This window comes from Leptothoe sp. LEGE 181152, from assembly GCF_032906605.1.
In the GTDB taxonomy this organism is placed as follows: Bacteria; Cyanobacteriota; Cyanobacteriia; order Phormidesmidales; family Phormidesmidaceae; genus Leptothoe; species Leptothoe turfae.
In genome coordinates this window covers 48,445-68,448 of sequence record NZ_JASATU010000027.1, presented here as the reverse complement: position 1 = coordinate 68,448, position 20,004 = coordinate 48,445, and the positions used below count along the sequence as shown (strand labels likewise).

General features: G+C 48.1%; 11 protein-coding genes. 2 read left to right on the top strand and 9 right to left on the bottom strand.

Annotated elements, in window-relative coordinates; all coding sequences use genetic code 11:
- Positions 1–4: 4 nt before the first annotated feature.
- The 4 genes from QGP82_RS15585 to QGP82_RS15570 form a co-directional block, all read right to left on the bottom strand.
- A complete protein-coding gene (locus QGP82_RS15585) occupies positions 5–871 on the bottom strand; it encodes a FecR family protein (protein ID WP_163668446.1) in 867 nt (288 codons plus the stop codon).
- A gap of 349 nt (positions 872–1,220) precedes the next feature.
- Positions 1,221–2,882 (bottom strand): DEAD/DEAH box helicase, encoded by a 1,662-nt coding sequence (locus QGP82_RS15580; protein ID WP_163702084.1) that lies wholly within the window; start codon positions 2,880–2,882, stop codon positions 1,221–1,223.
- Between the two features lie 85 nt (positions 2,883–2,967).
- Positions 2,968–3,396, bottom strand: coding sequence for an NUDIX hydrolase (locus QGP82_RS15575; protein ID WP_163668450.1), 429 nt, complete (start codon positions 3,394–3,396; stop codon positions 2,968–2,970).
- 137 nt (positions 3,397–3,533) lie between these two features.
- Positions 3,534–4,631 (bottom strand): cobalamin-independent methionine synthase II family protein, encoded by a 1,098-nt coding sequence (locus QGP82_RS15570; protein WP_499060120.1) that lies wholly within the window; start codon positions 4,629–4,631, stop codon positions 3,534–3,536.
- A 397-nt stretch (positions 4,632–5,028) separates the two neighbouring features.
- Between QGP82_RS15570 and QGP82_RS15565 the strand changes: the two genes are divergently transcribed.
- Together QGP82_RS15565 and QGP82_RS15560 are read left to right on the top strand one after the other, a co-directional pair.
- A complete protein-coding gene (locus tag QGP82_RS15565) occupies positions 5,029–8,229 on the top strand; it encodes a TIR domain-containing protein (RefSeq protein WP_499060118.1) in 3,201 nt (1,066 codons plus the stop codon).
- A gap of 82 nt (positions 8,230–8,311) precedes the next feature.
- Entirely contained in the window at positions 8,312–9,241 is a 930-nt protein-coding gene (locus tag QGP82_RS15560; protein ID WP_163702090.1) for a DUF928 domain-containing protein, read from the top strand.
- A 22-nt stretch (positions 9,242–9,263) separates the two neighbouring features.
- On the opposite strand, the gene QGP82_RS15555 is transcribed toward QGP82_RS15560, so the two are convergent.
- The 5 genes from QGP82_RS15555 to QGP82_RS15535 form a co-directional block, all read right to left on the bottom strand.
- Positions 9,264–12,161, bottom strand: coding sequence for a CHAT domain-containing protein (locus tag QGP82_RS15555; protein WP_499060115.1), 2,898 nt, complete (start codon positions 12,159–12,161; stop codon positions 9,264–9,266).
- Between the two features lie 55 nt (positions 12,162–12,216).
- Positions 12,217–14,109: a ShlB/FhaC/HecB family hemolysin secretion/activation protein gene (locus QGP82_RS15550; RefSeq protein WP_499060114.1), complete on the bottom strand. Its 1,893-nt coding sequence runs from the start codon at positions 14,107–14,109 to the stop codon at positions 12,217–12,219.
- A gap of 71 nt (positions 14,110–14,180) precedes the next feature.
- On the bottom strand, positions 14,181–18,383 hold the full coding sequence (locus QGP82_RS15545; RefSeq protein ID WP_499060112.1) for a two-partner secretion domain-containing protein: 4,203 nt from the start codon (positions 18,381–18,383) through the stop codon (positions 14,181–14,183).
- 422 nt (positions 18,384–18,805) lie between these two features.
- Complete coding sequence (locus QGP82_RS15540) at positions 18,806–19,255, bottom strand: MarR family winged helix-turn-helix transcriptional regulator (protein WP_163702098.1); 450 nt, start codon at positions 19,253–19,255, stop codon at positions 18,806–18,808.
- A gap of 202 nt (positions 19,256–19,457) precedes the next feature.
- Positions 19,458–19,898, bottom strand: coding sequence for a heavy metal-responsive transcriptional regulator (locus QGP82_RS15535; protein WP_163668467.1), 441 nt, complete (start codon positions 19,896–19,898; stop codon positions 19,458–19,460).
- Positions 19,899–20,004: the final 106 nt, after the last annotated feature.

The following is a 20,004-nucleotide window of genomic DNA, read 5'->3' as shown; positions in this document are numbered from 1 at the left end:
TGTTTCAATCATTGGATAACCAGGGCAGCATTCGATGTGTGCGAGATTCACCAACCGCGTTTTGAACTGTCAAAATAACAGGCTGGTTACGACTAGATAACTCCAGTTTTTGCTCAAAATGTCCAGTACGACTCACCGATAGTGCTTCTCCCAGGGCCAAGAGAGTATTGGCTGCATCAATCCGACCAGCCATATAAAAGTGATCATCTCTCCACTCATAAAGTTCCCATTGAATATCCAATTTACGATCTAGGGAACGGGCAGGTGTGGGGGGCTCCCCTGGATGAATGATTGAAACCATGCCTGCATCGACTGGTACAGCTACATTTTGAGCACTGGCCTCCACTTGCCCTTCTAGGGTAGCCACATTAGTCTGTCCCGCATCATCGACTGAAACTCCAAATTCTGTGCCTCGTACTGCCGCCACACCACTAGGCGTATGTAGTTCTAGGCGTGAGTTTGGGTGAGTAAATCGTCGGACCTGTAGTCTTGCCTGACCCTGAGGGACATCGATAACAGTTGTTTTGCTACCGTCCGATAAAACAGCTAGCTGTCGGATAGTAAGCCGTGTATTTTGAGCGACGGCAATCGTGCCAATACCATCATCGGCTGATAGGTGCGCGCTGGAGCGATTGCCTGTAATTAACCCATGCCCTACAGCGGTTAAATGATCGCCTATCTGGGCATTCTTACGACCACCTGCTAATGTGGTCACGTTACCGGAGATGCGCTCTACTCGTAACCATCGTTCTGCTGCCGACTGAGCTTCCCATGCGGGTATGAGGGTGATGCTAATGGCCGTTGTCGCCACTAGAGAGCCTAAAATGACCTGCTTCAATCGTTTGGGTCGCAGCATAAGACGCACGTTCATATTTGTATATCTGCTTGTACTCATAAGCAAGAAATAGCAAGAGAGCTCGCTAAGGCTCTCCACTATTATTTATGCCCCACCGTTATTTCTAAAGCCCCGTGGGTAGTCTAGAATCCGGACTATTTTTTTACTTTTATGTTCTAAGAGTTTTTGTATGGACCTAATTCAAAGGCATACAGGCTGTTTGCGTAAATAAATAAATAGGGATGAGGAATCAGCCATATGCCTTTCTGAAATCTGTACTTTGGCGCTTATCAGATGCTCAAGCAGTTTTCCAATAGGATGTAATCTGGCTAGTCCAATCACTTTAAATCAGTATTAGCAGTATTAGCAGTATTCGTTGAACCCGTTATTGAGATTGAGCCATGCCTTCATGAATTGCTAGTTGTTTCCAGCTGCCAGGGCCAACTTCTTTTTCAAACTCATAGGCAACCCAATCGTCTCGTCTACCTAAACGACGAGCGCTTTTTCTGAGATAGTCGAGAATAGTGAGTTGTTGTTCCCAACTGGGGCGATGGCCATAGATAGACCCACGACACCATTCTGCTTGGGCTTTACGCCCCGTATGTTCAAAAAAAGAACGCTCAGCCCAGGTAGGTGCATAGTTACTTTTAAAGGCTCGTCGACGATGGCCGTGAAACAGTTGCACCAGGGTGGGAATGTCGTTGATTTGATGGGCTTGCTGAGATGAATATATCTGCACCATGTCTTCTAGCATAATGGGCCGATCGTTGACCCACTGGTGACCACACTCAGGGCATTTAACAATAAAGGAATAGACAATCAGACCACAGGCAGGACAGGGTTTAGTGGGGGCAGGACCACCCTGACCAGAGGACTGACTGCGGGTGGGTAGGGTATACTCACGAATGTCTTCGGGAAAGCCCAGACGCTCTAAATTACCGGCCTGGTCCAGAATAATGCCATAACGTTTGCCGGTTTGTGGGGAAATCCGCATCACCCGTCCCAACTGCTGAAAGTGCAGTGCACTGGATTTGGTAGGGCGTAGCATTAAACCGACTTCCACACTGGGCTCGTCAAAGCCGATGCTAATAACGTTGCAAGAGGTCAAAACGAGTAGTTCTGCCTGGCCCAGGGCATCGTAGAGGCGCTTGCGTTCTTTTATGGGTGTGTTGCCATCGACCGTATCCGCTGAAATGCCTGCCTTGCGAAACTCTTTGGCTACGTTGCGAGCATGTTCCACATCAACACAGAAGGCAATGGTGCGTTTGCCGGGCACCAGACGCTGCCATTCTTCAATGATACGTTCTACCAATTCGGGGCGATCGCACGCGGTCTTGAGATCTTTCTCATCATAGTCACCGCCCTTGGTACTGACCTTTTCCAGGTTAGCCATGCTGTCCATGGGCATACTGAAATACTTGAGGGGAGCCAGGTAGTTCATTTGCTGTAGCTCGCTGGGCACAGGCGATGCCACTAACGTGTCAAGCACATCCCCTAACTGCTCTCTGCCCAGGCGTAGAGGGGTGGCTGTCATCACCAAATGCACGGCATCAGGGTGGGTTTTGTGCATCACCTGTTTACCAATTTGGCTAAACATGGTGATGTGTCCCTCATCGTAAAACACGACATCGGCAGGCCAGTTCTTCCACCAACGCCGCTTGGCCATGGTTTGAATACTGGCAATTTGAATGGGAGCCTCTGGATTTTCTGGCCAGCCTGCTTTGATAAACCCGCAGTCCAATCCAAAGGACTGCATTTTCTCGTAGGTTTGCCCCACAAGTACATCCAGGTGCACCAAAAACATCAGTTTACGACCGGCTGACTCAGCATGGGCACAAATTTGCCCACTGATCACGGTTTTGCCTGCGCCTGTGCCAGCAATAATGGCAATGCGGCTGTAGCCCTCATTCAGTTTTCGATAAAGGTCGTTAACCAGGTCTACCTGATAGGGACGTAGCTTAGGTGGGGCAGCCTGGATTTTAGCTGGTGGGGCGTCATCCGCAGTGGGATCAGCGGTAGGTTGATTTTTGGGTGGCACCTCGGCCATAGGCATTATTGACTGATTTGTTCGCTCTTCACAGGGTAATGCATCTTGTGAGAGACGGGAGCATGATGGGCCTGAAATCGTTGGATCAAAGCTGATCGATAAATGTAAGTAAGACTTTTTGATGGGGGGCACCCAGGGGTCTGTCTTCGCCTAGCTTCGGGGCGTATTTATAGCCGCGTTGCACATCTTCAATGGTGCACAAACCCAGGTCTTGGCCTTCATTCAGCGTCAGGTCTGCAACGGACACGGTTAATTCGGTGTGGTAAAAGTGACGAACAACGCGCTCATCTTCACTCCTTTCAAATAACGTGATTGTTGTGGGCGTATAGTCAATCTCTTCTTGGAGCTCTCTTAGCACACCAGTCTCAGGATCTTCGCCGGGGTCTAGATGCCCACCAAAAAAGCCCCAGTGACCAGGAAATAGAATCGTTGGTAGATCGTCCCGTAGTTGCATCAGAAACCTATCGTTTTGATAGATGATTGCCATCGCAACCTCAACTTTACCACCAGTCATCGAGTGCTTTCTCCCTTGAAGTCAGCCTTTAGAGTACCTCGATTTACCTAAAACTATAGGCCTAGAACTATAGGCCTCAAACTATAGGATGGCCACAGGGCAATCAGCTCAGTTTGGTGGATATCTGGCAACCGGAGTTATCTTAATTTCTCATAGGCCATGCGTGTACCCTGAACACGGGCTGTAATTTTTGCAAAGGCGGTCTCTCGACTGGTAACGACGTCATCACTAAAGGGAGAAAAACCACAATCATCGGTCGTACCGAGCTGATGGATGGGAATGTATTTTGCGGCCAATAAGATGCGATCGCACACCGTTTCCACAGACTCAATCTCTTCATTCACCACATCAATAACCCCCACATAGACCCGTTGATTAGGACGTAAATTCTCCCCGATAATCTGCAAAGACTTTTCAGGGTTCGCTTCGCTGGCCATCTGCATGTAAAAATTACCTGCATTTAGCCTCAATAACAGGGGAATCAACTCACCATAATCCACATCAGCACTATGGGTTGAATCATGGTCACCCCCCGGACAGGTATGTACCCCAATGCGTTGACGCTCATCTTCATCAAAATGGGAAAGCACCTGATTATTCAGCTCAATAAATTGTTGCAATAACTGCTTTGATGGATCCAGTTTGACCGCCAGACGCCCCTCGGTAAAGTCAATTTGTACCTGGTGTGCGCCGTTGTCAAAACAGCTACGGATATCGGCAACAGCCTCCTGGATCAAATCAGACAAAAACTGCTCCCGTGGATAATCAGGAAGACCAGCCTCTGGGTAAAGCAGACTCATCGCTGAGGCAGCAATAACAGCCTGTTTCACTGGACGAGTGGCAAACTTCCTGACACGGGGCAAATAGGAGCCTGCATAGTTGGCATATTTGAAAGGTCCCTGCGTTAAGCGGGGCAGTTGCCGAATATGGCCATCCTCAAAGGGGATAATCATGCCATCGGTGGCCAGGTTATTCAGCCCTTCAAGGGGATAGGTAACAAAGCTAGATTTTGTCTGTTCACCATCACTGACCACAGGAGAACCAGTGGCTTCAAACTGTTCAATGGTGTCACGCACTGCCTGGTCGAATAAGGTATCCAAGTCTTCGGGGGTCATAGTCCCTTGCTGGCAAGCGACCATAGCATCTTGTAACTCGCGAGGGCGAGGGATACTACCGACGGGTTCGGTAGGAATTCCTGCTAACGGGAAGTCGTTACTAGGGGGTCGGGGGCTCATGGACCAGTCTCCTGAGTAGATGGCAATATTATTCTGAGCCGTTAAATATTAGCTAACTTTACAAGTGTTGGCAGTCTCTTTAGGGAGTAAATCTCAAATCTCTCTGAATTTTTCACCTTCAGTTCGACGCAGGTCTAATGATACTGTGCCGGGTGTGAAATAATATTCACCGGCCAATCTCAGTTCAAAGTCAAGCCCAGCCATTAAACGGGCCTCCATAGTTTGATTATCTAGATCAACATCTTAGTCTTGCCTACTATGGGTGTGCTTGAAAAAGCAGTTGCTCTCATGAACGATACTTTTGTTGCTAATGATTAAGCTTAGCTGACAGCATAAATGCAACCGTTTGCCCTGTGGATACCATAGAAAAGTCTATCTCCCCCCATGGCCACAGTTTATGGCAGACTTCAAAGATGTATTCATCTCCTACGGGCGTCCTGACAGTAAGGGATTTGCAATTAAGCTAAAAGCCCGTTTAGTAGAAGAAGGCTTTAATGTTTGGCTAGACTTAAACGATATTCCCCTGGGCGTTGACTTTCAAAAATACATTGATCAAAGTCTGCATAAGGCGCACAATGTTATCTTTATCATTTCTCCCCACGCCGTTAACTCGAAATATTGTGGCTTAGAACTTGAACGGGCACTCCAGTTTAAAAAACGGATTCTTCCACTGCTACATATCGATGAAATATCACGCGAGACCTGGCAACAAAGAAATCCCCAGGGAACAGAACAGGATTGGTTGCAGTATCAAGCCGAGGGACGACACTCTTGCTATCCCAATATGCATCCAGCGATTAAAAAGCTTAATTGGGCATTTTTTCAAGACGACAAAAATGATTTTGAACTGGCACTACAAGATTTGGTAGCCTTACTCAAAACAGAAATTGACTATGTGCAACAGCATACTCAATTGCTCAATCAGGCATTGACATGGTTGGAACACCAGAACCAGACACGCTATCTCCTTACCGGAAAAACCTGCCAAACGGCCACAGAGTGGTTAACTCGTAATAATGAATTAGTGTCTTGTGAACCGTCAGAATTGCATTGTGAATTTATTACCCAGAGCATCAAAAACACCCAAAATTTGATGTGTCAGGTTTTCCTCTCCTATGCAGAGGAAGATGGGGAAAATGCCATCAAAATTCGTCGTAGTCTCACTCAAAGAGCATTTACAGTGTGGACTAGTCGTACCGATATTGTTACCGGGGAAGACTTTCTATCGGCGATCCACCGTGGCATTGAGCAAGCGGATAATCTCATTTATATGATTTCACCTGAGGCAATGGTGTCTAAATACTGCCAAGATGAGCTGAACTATGCGCTATCGTTACATAAGCGCATTATTCCAATTCTGGCTTGCCCCACAGATATTGCGCAGATTCCAGAGGTAATACGCGCCATACAATACATTGATCTGACGGATAATTTTAGAGAAGAAGATTACTTGTTAGATGAGAGTCAGCTCTTACAGGTGCTTAAACATGAGGCTACCTACCATGAAGAGCATAAGACTTTATTAGTAAAAGCACTGAAGTGGCAACGTCAAGAAGATAATCCCAGTATTTTGTTAAAGGGCCATAGCATTAGCCACTATGTGACCTGGCTTAAGCTGGCTAACCAGCGGCCACTATATGGCCCAACTGAGTTGCAGAGAGATTTTGTGGGGGCGAGTGCGCAACAGTCACCGGATGTGACTTTGGATGTTTTTATTGCGTCGGCTGCAGCCGATCTGGACTTTGCCCGAAAATTAAATGAAACGCTACAGGTGCAAGGGCAGTCCACCTGGTTTGAGCAAGAAAGTGTAGTGCCTGAGTCAGACTTTGCAGAAGAACTCAAGGCCGGGATTACGGCGTCTGAAAATATTGTCTATATTCTGTCGCCAGATGCAGTTGCTTCAGCAAAATGTAAGAGCATTATTGATTATGCACTGGCTTTCAATAAACGACTTTTAGTGATTCTTTATGGAGAAACCCAAGATACCAAATTGCCTGCATCCCTAAAAGAGTTTCCACGGTTTGATTTTAGACAGCAGGATGGGGATTTTCTAAGTAACTTTGGTCGCCTCTATCGTGCCCTTGAAAGGAATCCCCAGCATACTCGTGAGCACACGCGTCTGCTGATTAAGGCGACAGAGTGGGAACAGGAAAATCAAGATGATGACTTTTTGTTGCGGGGACGACGGCTCACGGCTGCTGAAGCCTGGTTGAGCCAGGCACATCAAAATATGCCTCAACCAACAGAACTACAATGCCGCTATATCAAGGCCAGTCGGGAATTGCCATTACGAAGAATTCGGCCTATTTCTGTTGCTTTATGGAGTATAGCGACTGGTTTATTGGTGGCGTTTGCCCGTATGGTCGGTCTGTTTCAACCTATTGATTTAGCGGTCTATGATCATTTGCTACGGCAGCGACCTGATGAACATCTAGATGACCGATTTACATTAATTGAAGTGGATACCAGTAGTGGTAAATATTTGCGAGATAAGCTAGTTAATAAAGACTATCAGCCTGGGATCGGTACGATTCCAGATCAAGCATTATTAGATGTCTTAGACAAATTAGAAGTCTATTCTCCCAGGTTAATTGGCTTGGATTTTTATCGAGATTTTCAAACTGATCTGCCTCGACTTGCCCAGAAACTACGCAACACTGAAAACTTGATCGGTATTTGTAAAGCCCAAGCAGGGGAGGCCGATGCGTTAGCAGCAGCAGGACAACCTGACGATCCTAATTTACAGGGTTTCCATCCCATTTATGAGGTTTTACCTCAAGATTATCCGAATCGCATTGGGTTTAACGATTTGCTTGATGATGGGGATCTGCGGGTGCGGCGTCATTATCTATGGAAAACAGAAGATGCTGAATTTTGTGATGTGCAACAGGCTTTTAGCTTAACCCTGGTCCGTCGCTATTTAGAAGGTGAAGGGGTGGCGTTTACCGCCCCTGCGTCCTATGGGCAGCATGGCAGTATATTTCTGCAACCTCACAGCATGCGGGTTGGTAATGTCGGGGTGCCACAACTGAGGCCAGGAGGTCGTGCAGCTGGCTTATATTTTGACTCTACGAACCTCAAGGGGTACCAGACACTGCTTAACTTTCGTACAGTGGATGGTCACCCTGAAAAGTTTGCTGTGTCAATACCCTTGCAGGATGTTTTAGAGGGAGATCTTGAGCCTGACCTGATTCGCGATCGCATTGTTCTGATCGGCATTACTGATCTCTCAGAAAACGCGGATGTTTGGAATACGGCCTATCAGGATATGCCTGGTGTCATTATCCATGGACAAATGGCGAGTCAGTTGATTAGCGCGGCCTTAGATGGTCGACCGTTAATTTGGTGGCTGCCGTTGGATAGAGAAGTGCTGTGGATTGTTGCTTGGTCAGCCTTAGGTGGCTTAATCGCATGGGGGTTTTATCGTCCGCTACCCCTGGTGTTAGCCATGGGGGGGGGTGTTTTAGTCATCTATGTGCTCAGCTGGGGAGTGATGATTACCTTCGCGGGATTTTTACCCATGGTGCCTGCGATTTCAGCTTTATTAGGTACCGGTAGCATCATTCTTTATTGCAACTATCGCTTGCGGAAAGTCTGATTGATCAACTGTAATTAATGGTGCTCTAGCCTTAATTAGCATTGATTAGACAGTGGCTTCATCAGTGCAGGGAGACATCTAGATGAATCGACCACCATCGCAATATACGCAAAAGCTTAAAGGTCTGCTCAGCATAGGGTTAAGCCTAACGCTACCATTGACAATGGTGTCGCCAGCCCAAGCAGGTTTAATTGACCGAATCACCTCCATTTTTCGGCCTAATTCTGAGTTGGGTAATGCAACAGGTACCCGTCGAGGTGGGGGCACTCGGGATATTTGTGAGGTGCCAACGCCGAGTGTTGGTCAGGCTAGGGTCAATACTCCATCGATAGATGATCTGTTTGAAGATGATGCCGTCACGTCTGCAGACACTGAGACTAGCGAGGAGACGATGGCACAATCTCCTGAGTCCTCAGCGAACCCTGAAGAGCCTCCGGTTCTAGTGGCATTTGTACCCGCAACAACGGCTCCTGATCCAACATCGTCTGCCCAAGAGCTATTGTTGGAGGGGAAAACCTTAAATGCCCATCCCCGCTTGGGCTTATATGTTCCTTTTTCCAAAATAGAAGATACAGCTATCCTGGAACTCTCGATTGCAGATAATGACGATGAGAATCGACAATTCTTAGTGGAACGTCTATCCCTAGAACTTCCGCAAAATCCTGGCCTAGTGACCATTGCGTTGCCTGAGTCGCAACCGGGTCTACAACCCAACCGTGTGTATTACTGGACGGTTGCCTTGCGCTGTCGTGGTGAAGGTGCGGATGATGCCAGAACATTGCAGGAGGTGAGCGGACTGATTTCGCTGACCTCTGATGCTGCAATCTCGTCGTCCTCTGACGATTATTCTGTTTATCTAGAGCATGGTATCTGGTACGACATGGTGGCCCAGTTAATTGCCCACCGCGATCAGTATCCAGACGAGTGGTCTGAGTTTTTAGAGTATTTTGGCCTGACAGATGAAACGGTTAATCCTCAGATAATTCCAGGGCTGGCTCCCTTAGCTGAGTAAATAATCCCTCAGGAGATTGTACCTAACGCCAACTGCCTACCAGCACATAGGGAGCCCAATATCTAGGTGTCGTGTACTCCTCTTTTAACGTTAGCTGAGCCTGTTGCAGAGCAACGGCACGACTGGTATCGGGTTGTTCTAGATGCTGATAAAAGGCCTCAGCGAAGGGGACGCTGGCGGCATCATCTACACTCCATAGGGCAGCGATCGCACTACGGGCACCAGACTGCACCGTGGCTCCAGCCAACCCCAGCACGGCTCGATTATCACCAGTGGCCGTACGACAAGCGCTAAAGATAATCAACTCAATGGGGTTTTGAATGGCTTGGGTATTGCGAAATAGGGCATTTAATTCATCGACTGGAAGGCGTTCATCATCGGCCAAAATATAGGTGTCTTCTCGATTTGAGGCAAATTGACCATGGGTGGCGAGATGCACAATCTGATAGTTGGCATCATTTAACTGCTGGTTAAAGGTCTCTCGGGTAAAGTCCTCTTCTTGCAATAGCTTGACAGAGGCTCCACTCGTTTGGATTTTTTCTAATTCAGCAGTGACATTGGGGAGGACATAGTCTTCAAATGGGATGGGTGGGTTTCTTACACCAGCGGCTAGAACTTTTAAGTCGGCACCGTTGGGTAACGTGGTTGACTCTCGTACTTCAATGCCTAGATTGAGTGCGATCGCATATTTCTCAAGCAAATAGTTCTCACCATCGTACAAAGTCCCGAGGGGAATGGCTCGAAACGGACCGTCTAAAACAAAAACCAGTGTTTTAGATGAGCTGTTAGCTAAAGCATTTTCCAAGGCGATTGCCAGGGTTTGAGGCTTTGTCTGGGGGCCAATCTCAGTGGCTTCAAATAGGTAGGTGTACAGCCGTTCACTAGCACGTTCAAATTGTCGCACTGCTCCCGGATTAGAGGAATCTAAATTTCTGCGAATTTGACTTAGTAATTGTTCAATATCTGCCTTCTCTACATTGCTGGAGAAACGTTGAAGGGTATAATCCTCGGTTAGTTCTGATGTCGTGTTGGCCTGCTGGACCGTTTTATCGACCATGGGCAGCTGCAAGACCACTTCTAACCGGTGGTCGAGCAAAATTGGGTATATGCCTGCATCTCCTGGCTGTAGGGTTTTACCTAGTTCAGTTGTGGTGTCGACACAGGCAGCTTGGAAAAAGTTCTCCAGTTCTGCCACCTGTAGGGCATCCATGACCTTTCGCACCAGGTCCAAATCTTGTTGAGACTGAACCCCATCAGCATTAGCTTTGCTTTGCTGAGACCTGGTAGGGGGTAAAAGCAGCGCTACCAATTCACGATAGATGGGTTCAATGTTGTCCCTAAAGTAAAAGCGCTGATCGGAATTGACGGCGATCAAATCAGAGCGGAGAGTTTGCAGCGTGTCAAAGGCACCTTTGTAAGCTGCGATCGCACCGTCTCTATCCCCTTGTGCCGTTAACAATCGCCCCAGCTGATGCTGCCACTGATAGCTAATATCCCGAGCCCCGATGGCTTGGGCTTGGGATAGGGCCTGCCGTGTCAGAATGGTGGCGGTTTCTAGATAGGCGTTTTGCCAAGGCTCTTGAGAATCTTTACTATACAGTCCATAAAGCTGGCCTTGATGACCCAAAACAGAGGATAGGGCACGTTTATCGTCTAGCTGTCTCGCCTGGGCTTCTGCAGTTTTTAGCAGGGCTAAGATTTCTGTGCCATCAATGGCCAATGGCTGATTCTGTTGCCATTTCATTTGTTGCCATTTTAGTAAGCTCTCTGCCAGGTTTACATGGGCGTAGACCGTCTGTCTTCCGGGCCTAAGGATGCTGAGCTGCGTCTTAGCGGTGTCATAGGACGTTTGCAATGCTGTTGGCTCCAGCGCTGTTTGTAACTCGCGCTGCTGATCTGTGGATAACCCTTTAGCCTCAGACAACCAGTCATAAATATCAGCATTAACCTTGAAACTCAGCTGATTGAGAAGCGCTTGCAATGCTAATGGACGATTACTCGTCTCATTGATCACCTGGTCATAGATGAATAGGGTGTTTGAGAAATTTTTATACGCTTTCTGATGGTCAATGGTAGGTTGACTAATATCTTTAAAAAATTGGTGACGATAAAAATTGCCCAAGCTTAATGTCGCAGCGGCTGTAATATCTGTTCGATTTAACTCTCGACCAATGTTTAAACTCTCTTTAAGCAAAGATTGCACTGAGCGTGTTTGTTGTTCGTTAGAAGAGTCGCTCTTATGGAGAGAGATTTCTGAGGCACCTGTCATCGATAAAACATCGGCTAGCTGACGCAATGCGATCGCCTTCTCGCTCCCGTCTGAGGTTGGTTGCTCCCGCAAAGATTTTGCCACATCCACCAGGATCCTCTTGACCTGCTGAAATAGGCCCAGGGTTTGGAGCGAACGGGCCTGTTTAATCTGGCTTAGAGCTGCCCGGTTGGGTTGATCGAGCTGGGTATAGAGTTGGGCTGCTTGTTCCCAACTGGTGGCCGCTGCCGCAGCTTGGCCCCTAGCCAGTTGCAACTGTCCCTGCACGTCTAAAGCCTGGGCTTGAATAGCCGCTTGATGGTCAGCATTGGACACCTCGATACGCTCAAACGCCATTTTCAGGGCGTCAGTAGCCAGCTGCCAATTACCCAGCTGTTGATGGGTTAGAGAGAGGTTACTCAGGGCAATGGCTTGGTTGATCGAGTCGCCCTGTTGACTGACCGTTTCTAGAACAGTGGCCGCAGCGTTATAGCAGCCTGATTCGTAGAAGGTTTGAGCCTGGGACAGGGATAAATCACTGTCGGGAATAGTGCAGTTGATGACTCCCTGTTCGCTGTTCCCATTAACTGTTATTTGGGCGGCGGTGCGTCCTGTGCCTAGGGTTAGCCATAGGATCAAACAACCAATGAGTACGTATCGCAGATTTGCCATGGCCATCGCTTCTCAACTCATTACAACAGGTCTGAGGAACACGCTCTAATAGCCTCTATAAAAAAGAGTAGCTAATGGAAAAATAAACACCGCTTTCTTGCAAACTATCATTACCATCTGAAACTGAGATTAAAGGAATGCCCCAATCTAAACGGGCGCTCACGTTAGGCTGTTGCCAGAGAAAGCCTGTGCCGATACCCACCAGGGTATTGGGGTCGGGATTTTCTCCATCTACATTCCAGCCATGGCCAAAATCCACAAATGGAGTGATTTGTAAGACACCCTCTACTTTGGCGATGCGTAGAATGGGAAATCGGGCTTCGGCAGAGGCTTGGACGCCTCGATCCGTTAACAGTTCTTCTTGACGATAGCCGCGTACGGTCGCCTGTCCTCCTAAGCCAAACTCTTCTGATGACAGCAGATTATCATCGGTGAGCTGAACACTCCCCCGCAATAAAACAAGGGAATTCTCCCCCAGACGTCGTACCCATTGGCCTTGGCCTTGCCAGGAGAAAAAAGAATTGTCGGGAAGCTCTGGATCGCTATTGAGGGTGCCATCGAGAAAGTTACCGAGACCAAGGTTAAATTGCGATCGCAACGAAACCACCTGCTTGGTGTTCCGCTGGGTCCAGGTTTGGGCAAACCGTAGGGCCGAGGTTACCGTACGCCCCTCATCATCGGCACCGTCTGATAAGGGAAATGGGCCAATATCATCAATGCCTAGCTCAGTCTGGCTAAACTGCCGCCATAGGCTCAACTCCAAGTCAAATTGGTGCTCAGGGGTTTCAATAATGGGATGCCGCAGGGCGAGGCTATAGTTACTCGACTCTGAGCTAATCTCCAGCACTTCAAATGGAGATTCGACTACCTCATTAAAGGATGTCGTTGCGGCGGCGGTGAGGGTGGTGTTGTAAGGGCTGATGGGCAGGCTATAGCTACCATTTAATTCGTTGCTGCCATCCGTATTGGAATAGCCCAGAGCAAGGGCATCGCCTAACCCTAGCAGATTGGTTTCTTGAAAGCTGATTCCTCTCCGAAAGCTGCCCACACTCGGGGAGCGATTATTATTGAAGTTGACCGTGAACGAGGAGCTATCGGTTTCGGCGACTTCCACCACGAGCAAATTGGTGCCGGGGGTTGTCCCGGCCTGTAGATCGGCGCGAATGGTTTCAATCAGTGGGTTGAGCTGTAATAACTGTAGACCTGCCAATAGGTTGGCTACGTTTAGGGGCGGGCGGGCGGCGATGCCCAACCGGCTACTAATGTAGGCTGATTGAAGACGTTCATTACCAGTAACTCGAATATCTTCTAACCGGCCTTCAACGGCTTGAATGGTGACAATGCCATTGATAAACGGAGTATCTGCCGGAATGATGGCTCCAGAAGTAGCGTAGTCATTATCCAAATACAACTGAGTCACAGCTGAGCGGGCAAGTAATATCTGAGAAAAGGTGAGCTGTCGTCCGCCCTGGCAATCAACCGATGCGTCGATTGCTGGAATGGTTGCATCTTCTGCAAAGGCTACTTCAATGGCATCATTTAGCTCATCCTTTTCAAAAACGGTGCTGTCTCTTACCTGAAAACCTTTGACACAAAGTGTTTCAGTACTACCCGAGAACGTGTCATCTGGTGGAGATGTGTCAATTCTGGGCAATAGCTCCCCTGGTAGCGGCAGTGGGGCAGCAGGCTCTAGATCACGAAATGGTTCGGTGTCGCGAGGGATGACATCTTGATCTCGCAGGGTGGGTGGATTGGTGGGTGATGGATTTTGGGTCAGTACCTCGGGGTTTGAGAGTCGTGCGTTAGTAGGCGATATTTGGCCCCAAGCAGGGGTACCTATGCATGGCACTATGGCGAGGGCAATGAAGGCTAGTCGAAAACTGTTTAAATCTTTGTGTATTACAAACGTTCTATTTGTGCCGAGGGTACGTGTTTGATAGATGAGCATGGCACATATATTGTTCAGATATTGTTCAGAGAATATGGAGAATATAGGGAAGAGCTAAGCAAACAAGGGTTCTATGAATCAATGTCTGCTGCGCAGAGGCTGGCAGTCGGTATACCAGATGCGTAAGGTGATGGTTCTGTGGGTGGAGTGGTGACGAAGAAAATCTGACCATTGGCTTGGGTGATCCAGCCTTGAGCTTCGCGTAGAGGTGTGGGTGAGGATGACTCCATGGGAGCGGTGGAGATGGTTGATGATGGGAGATCTGTTTCTGGTGAAGTGACCCAGGGAACAGTATCGAGATGTGCGGACAGTGGATCGCTAGGGCTAGTCGGAAGACCCCCTCGACCTGTAACCACAAACTCACTTTGGTCTGTACTACTAGCATTAGCACGACAGTCTGCTGCAATTTGATCAGACGCATCGGAGAAGTTAAGCGGAAGCTCATTAATGCCTTCCGCAGGGTTAAATCCAGACGGATCTTGGGCAAAGCCGGTGGAGATAATGTCGTTTTCAGCGGTGAGTGAGTCTCGCACAAAAATGTTGTCTAGCGTTTGAGCAAACGTTGAGGTAATGGTGACGGCTCCCGTAACAATATCCTGGTTATTGGCTCCGGTCGCATCAATAATATCGGTGAAAATGTTGACGAATCCCAGGGGGGCATTAATCCCCCCTGAGCCTTCTAAAATGAGCGATCTGATCTGGGTCTGGCTTAACCCAGTATCGATATTGATGATACTGCCGGCTGGAGGGCTACCCAGCAGCTGAATGTTCGCTAAACTAATATTGCCGATTGCCGTTAATGAGATATTACGGGCCTCCACCACTACATCGCTCAGCGATAGGGGCTGAGCACCTGATGTAATTGCGACAGCCCCCTCAGGAGACTGTAATGTTAACGGGGAATCAAACGGATCGGTACCATTCACTGCCACATTGAGGATGCCCTCACCGGATGACCTGCCAATGGTGATGGTGTTGGGGGCAGTGGTATTGATCTGCTCAATTTCGGTTGGATCAATAGTGAATAGACCAGGGGGGGCATTTGACCCAATCGTAATTGCTTGATCTCTCTGGTAAGGCTGTAGTGATAAATTGCCATTTACAGAGAATCCAGGGCCGATGTTAATATCCCTGGCGATCATGGTGAGATCCCCTGGAACATTGGTTTCTCCTAAGCTGGCCGTACCATTTTCTTGAATAAGAACGTTATTGCCTGTGAGGTTGAGCAGGCCAAATCGATTGTTCTCACTGTCAAGGATAATATTGTTGTTGGCAATTAGGGTTGTGGTGTTTGCGATCGCAATATCCCCACTATCCGTAATCGAACCACTTGAAGTCACCTCTAGAGTCCCGCTGACAGTCGACGGACCCAGATCCGTATCTGAACTTTCTTGAATGGTGACGTTATTACCCGTGAGTTCTAGGGTGCCAAATTGATTATTAGGGCCATCAAGGATGATGTCATTTGCGCCAGCGTTGAGAGTAAGTGTATCTGTAATTGTACTTCCAGAAATCTGTAGTGTCCCTTCACTATAAATGCCAGCCCCCGCTGTTGTGGCTGCATTATTCTCCACACGACTGTTACCCAAAACCAACCGATTACCACGGCCAACCCGAAGTCCTCCGCCTAGATCAGCATTGCCATTGGTTATTCTAAGATTTTGAATCGTGGCTGTATTGCCGCTGCCCTGGATGTCAAATACCCGACTCTCATTGTTACCACTAACCTCAAGGTTAGGAGCACCTGCTCCATCAATGGTCAGATTACGATCCAGGGTTAACTGCCCAGAACCGAGGATGATTGTCCCATTACTTAAGGTAGATGTGAATTCAATTGTCCCGCCATCTTCGACAATCGTAATCGCTTCTCTTAAAGAAACATCGCCAACGGTAAAGTTGTTATCATTCTCGTCAGCCAAAATATCTACGGTTATATTGTTGAACAATGAATTCTTTAAATTAAACGTAGCCACATCGCTAGTATTCAGAATATTGCTGGTAACCGCATAATTCCCTGTAATTGCATTTGCTGAGGCCGTGACACTCGCTTGTCCAACGTTGTTCAGGATAGCCGTAGGGTTGCTAAGGATGGCCGTAGCTCCAGTTTCAGGTGCTGTAAATACAACAATGCCATTTTCAACAGGCTCACCAAAAGCACTGGTTACGGTTACAGTTAGAGGATTGGCAAATACCCGATCAATATTGGTGGTCTGTGGGGTGCTTGCAGTATTAGCGGTAATGGTAAACCCTTGGGATTCGAAGGCACCAATGTCGCGGGTATTATTAACAACGGCAATACCACGCTGATCAGTGCCCGTCCCACTGCCGCTATCAATGGCTACGCTACCGGGTAGCAAGGCATGGGTTTGGGTCGGACCACCATAATCTCCCAGGGGAGCTAAACGTACGCCGACGTCAATGAGGTTATTACCACCATTGGTAAAGGTGCCGTTAATGTTACCACCGTTGTTGCCAGTGACAATAGAATTGCGACCCGTTGCCTGACCCCCAAAAATATTGGAAATGCCGCTGCCTGAACTAGCGATATTTTCTGTGACGGTGCTCTGATTCAGGTTAAGGCTACTGTTCGAGCCGAGGGAAAAACCCCCACCGCCTCCCCCAGCACTATTATTACTAAAAGTACTGTTATTAACAGTTAGCTCAAAGCCACCCGGTGCAAAGTTGATATCCACTCCACCCCCATTGCCTGTGGCTGCATTATTGGCAATGGTGCTGTTTTCAAAACCAACATCCGCAGCTCCGACCAGGGAAATCCCCCCACCGACACCGGTAGCCGTGTTATTGGCAACCGTACTATTGGCCAGGGTAAAGTTACCATTGCCGCCAACTTGAATACCGCCACCGCTGCCTGCTTGGACACGACCATTAGTAATAGTAAGGTCAGAGACCCTAACCGTTCCACCATTAACTTGCAGGACTCTATGGACATTGGCACCATTCAACGTGGTGCTTCCTGCTCCAGCACCTGATAGTGTGACATTCCGATTGAGAGTCACTGGTTGCCCTTCTTGGTAATTACCCGCTGCCAGGTTAACGGTGCCATCTATTGCTGCAACATTTACCCCATTTTGCACAATGCCTGGGTTAGTGACATTAACGTTGACGGTGCTACCATCGCCTGTCAGGGTTTGGTTTGCACCCAAGAGAATGGGCGCATTGAGATTAATGGCTAAGCGACCATCTCCATTCTCATCATCTAAGGTGAGAGTATTGGCATTGGTTTGGTCATTACTGTTAACAACAGCATTGATGTTGATGGTGTCAGATGCGCTGATTGTCGCATTGCCGCCTGCTAGGGTCGATACAATGGTATTGGCTCCTTCAGCATTCACAGTGAACGTAGGCGGGTCAAACAGAGCATGGCCACCGCCAGCCGCATCTACAGTTACCCCAAGGGTGAGACTTTTATCAGCATAAACTGCCAAGTCTCCCCCTGTGACCGTGCCAGAAATATCAATCAAACCCGAGGATAAATCAACAGTATCAGCGGACAACAGTACCTGTCCCCCCTGTTGTCCAGATACGCCGATCGTGGCCTGATCTGCCAGACTCACGTGATTGCCGATCACTTCCACAGTGCCACTCGGAGTTGTTAAGGAGCCACTGTTGAGTACGTTATCTCCAAACAGGGTAAGGCGTTCACCGGCATCAACGGTTAAATCTCCCTGGTTATCAATATCTCCTTGGGGTTGATGATTAAACTGTACCCCCAATGGTGTGCTAAAGGTGAGCAGTTCATTATTTAAGGGTGTTGCCCTAAACTCTCCTCCATTGGCTAACGGCAGACTTGCTGCTGTACTCGCGGTGAATGAGCCATGGATATCCAACTCTGCCCCTGGACCAAAAACAATGCCATTGGGATTTAAGAAAAACAGATTTGCAGGACCGTCAACCCCCAGCAGTCCATCAATATTAGAAGTATTGGTCCCAGTGACTCGGCTGAGAATGTTGTCAATACTCTCGGGATTGGCAAAATATACCCGCTGCCCCGCATCAATATTAAACTCGCTGAAGCTATGGAATAGATTGCTGCCACGTTCTGCACCGCCATCAATGCGGTCTGCCACTGCTCCGTTGATGGTCACACCGGGAATCACCGTCGAGCTTTCCGCACCTAAACTGGTATCGGGTATGAGTTGGGCCTGCCCCCGAGGCATTTGTCCTAAGATCGCAACAGTAGATACCAAGGCACCCATGGCTATTCCAGCCCGCTGAGCTGCTGGAATCCAAGACGTTCTATTCAAATCACCCATGGGCTTATTGTCTGAATATTTTTCTCAGACACTCGTAAATTCAGGAGACTGGTTAGGAGGCTGGCTAGTCTAGAATATGACCAGCCTATGTATTTTCCCTGAAAACCTTTAGCAGATGGATACGTGATTTACAAATTGATAGAACCGGTAACCCCGTTTAGGTGTTTTCTCACATAAGGGTGCACTGTTTTCGGGACAGATAGGTTTTCGGGGCAGATAGGTGCGATCGCACTAGCGCTAACGTATCAAGTCACGATCATGGACCTGCGCAAAATCAATCCTGGGTCCAACGGGAACAATACCACTGGGATTTAGCTCAGGCAGACCTGCATAGTAGAGTTGTTTCCCATGCTCGATATTGCACCAGTCTCCCTCTAACTGATATAGCTCGCGGCAATAGATCCGCAAAACGTCAGAGGCAGCTAGAAGGTCTGACGTAACCGATTGAGTAACACCTTTAACAGCTCTAGCTCTGATGGATTAAAGGATACAAAGTGCTGTTTCATATCGGCAATGTGAGCCGGAAATACCTGGTCGAATAGGGCCTCGCCGTCAGGAGTGAGTTGGACGATAACACTACGCCGGTTCTCGGGAGGTGTCTTACGGGTGACGAGTCCTTTCTTGATCAGGCGATCAACCACACCTGTCAGAGTCCCTTTTGTAATCAGGGTTTTTTCACCGATAGCGCCCATACTCATGCCTTGGGCATGGCCTAAGGTGGCAATGACGTCGAACTGTGATGGGGTGAGGTTGTGTTTTCTGACAAAGCCCTCGGAGTAATTGGCAAAGGCTTGATATGCCCTAACTAACTCCCTAATGGTTCCAAGAAAGGGTTCTTTAGCGGCGACCTGGGGAGAGTAAGGAGTTGGCATAGGTGATGAGTCAGACAGTTTGAGTTAGTCTTATTTTAGCGAGATGGGGAGTAATCTTAGTAACTATTGTGTATTGTTGCAGCAGCAGTTAGCCTCAATGCTGTCAAATTATCTGCATAGGATAAATGCTGTTATTTCTAGAAAACAGAACAGCTTTACGAACTTAGGCGTTTACGCTTAAACAATCCACCCATCCACCGTCTCAACCAGGATCTTTATTTTTACGCAATCCCCTTAAACTAACTGTCTCAATCAAGGGACAAATATCCCCCGGAGCCGGTTGTGGCCGAGTCGATGCCCAGCGATCGCGATAGTCTTCCAACTCAGCTTTAAACTCTGTCATCTGTCGAATTTGAGTCTCCAACTGATCAATTTTATCCTGCAAAAGAGATTGCACTAAGCCACAAGGGGTATCCCCTCTCTCATGCAAATTCAATACCTCGCCAATCTCTTCTAGGGAGAAACCAATGGCCTGGGCTTTCTTGATAAACTGCACCTGATGCACAGCATCAGGAGAGTAATAGCGATAGCCGTTATCACCACGATCTGATGTCAATAAACCCAGGTTTTCGTAATAACGTAGTGCACCGACAGCAAGACCTGTCTGCTTTGCGACCTCACCGATTCTTAACCGGACAGCCATGGCCAATGTTCCTAACGAATTAATCCGATCATAAACCCTACAGTTAAATATAGAGTTCTCGATATGGAGTGTTGTGGGCTTGATCCGTTATCTGACTAGAGGCTTT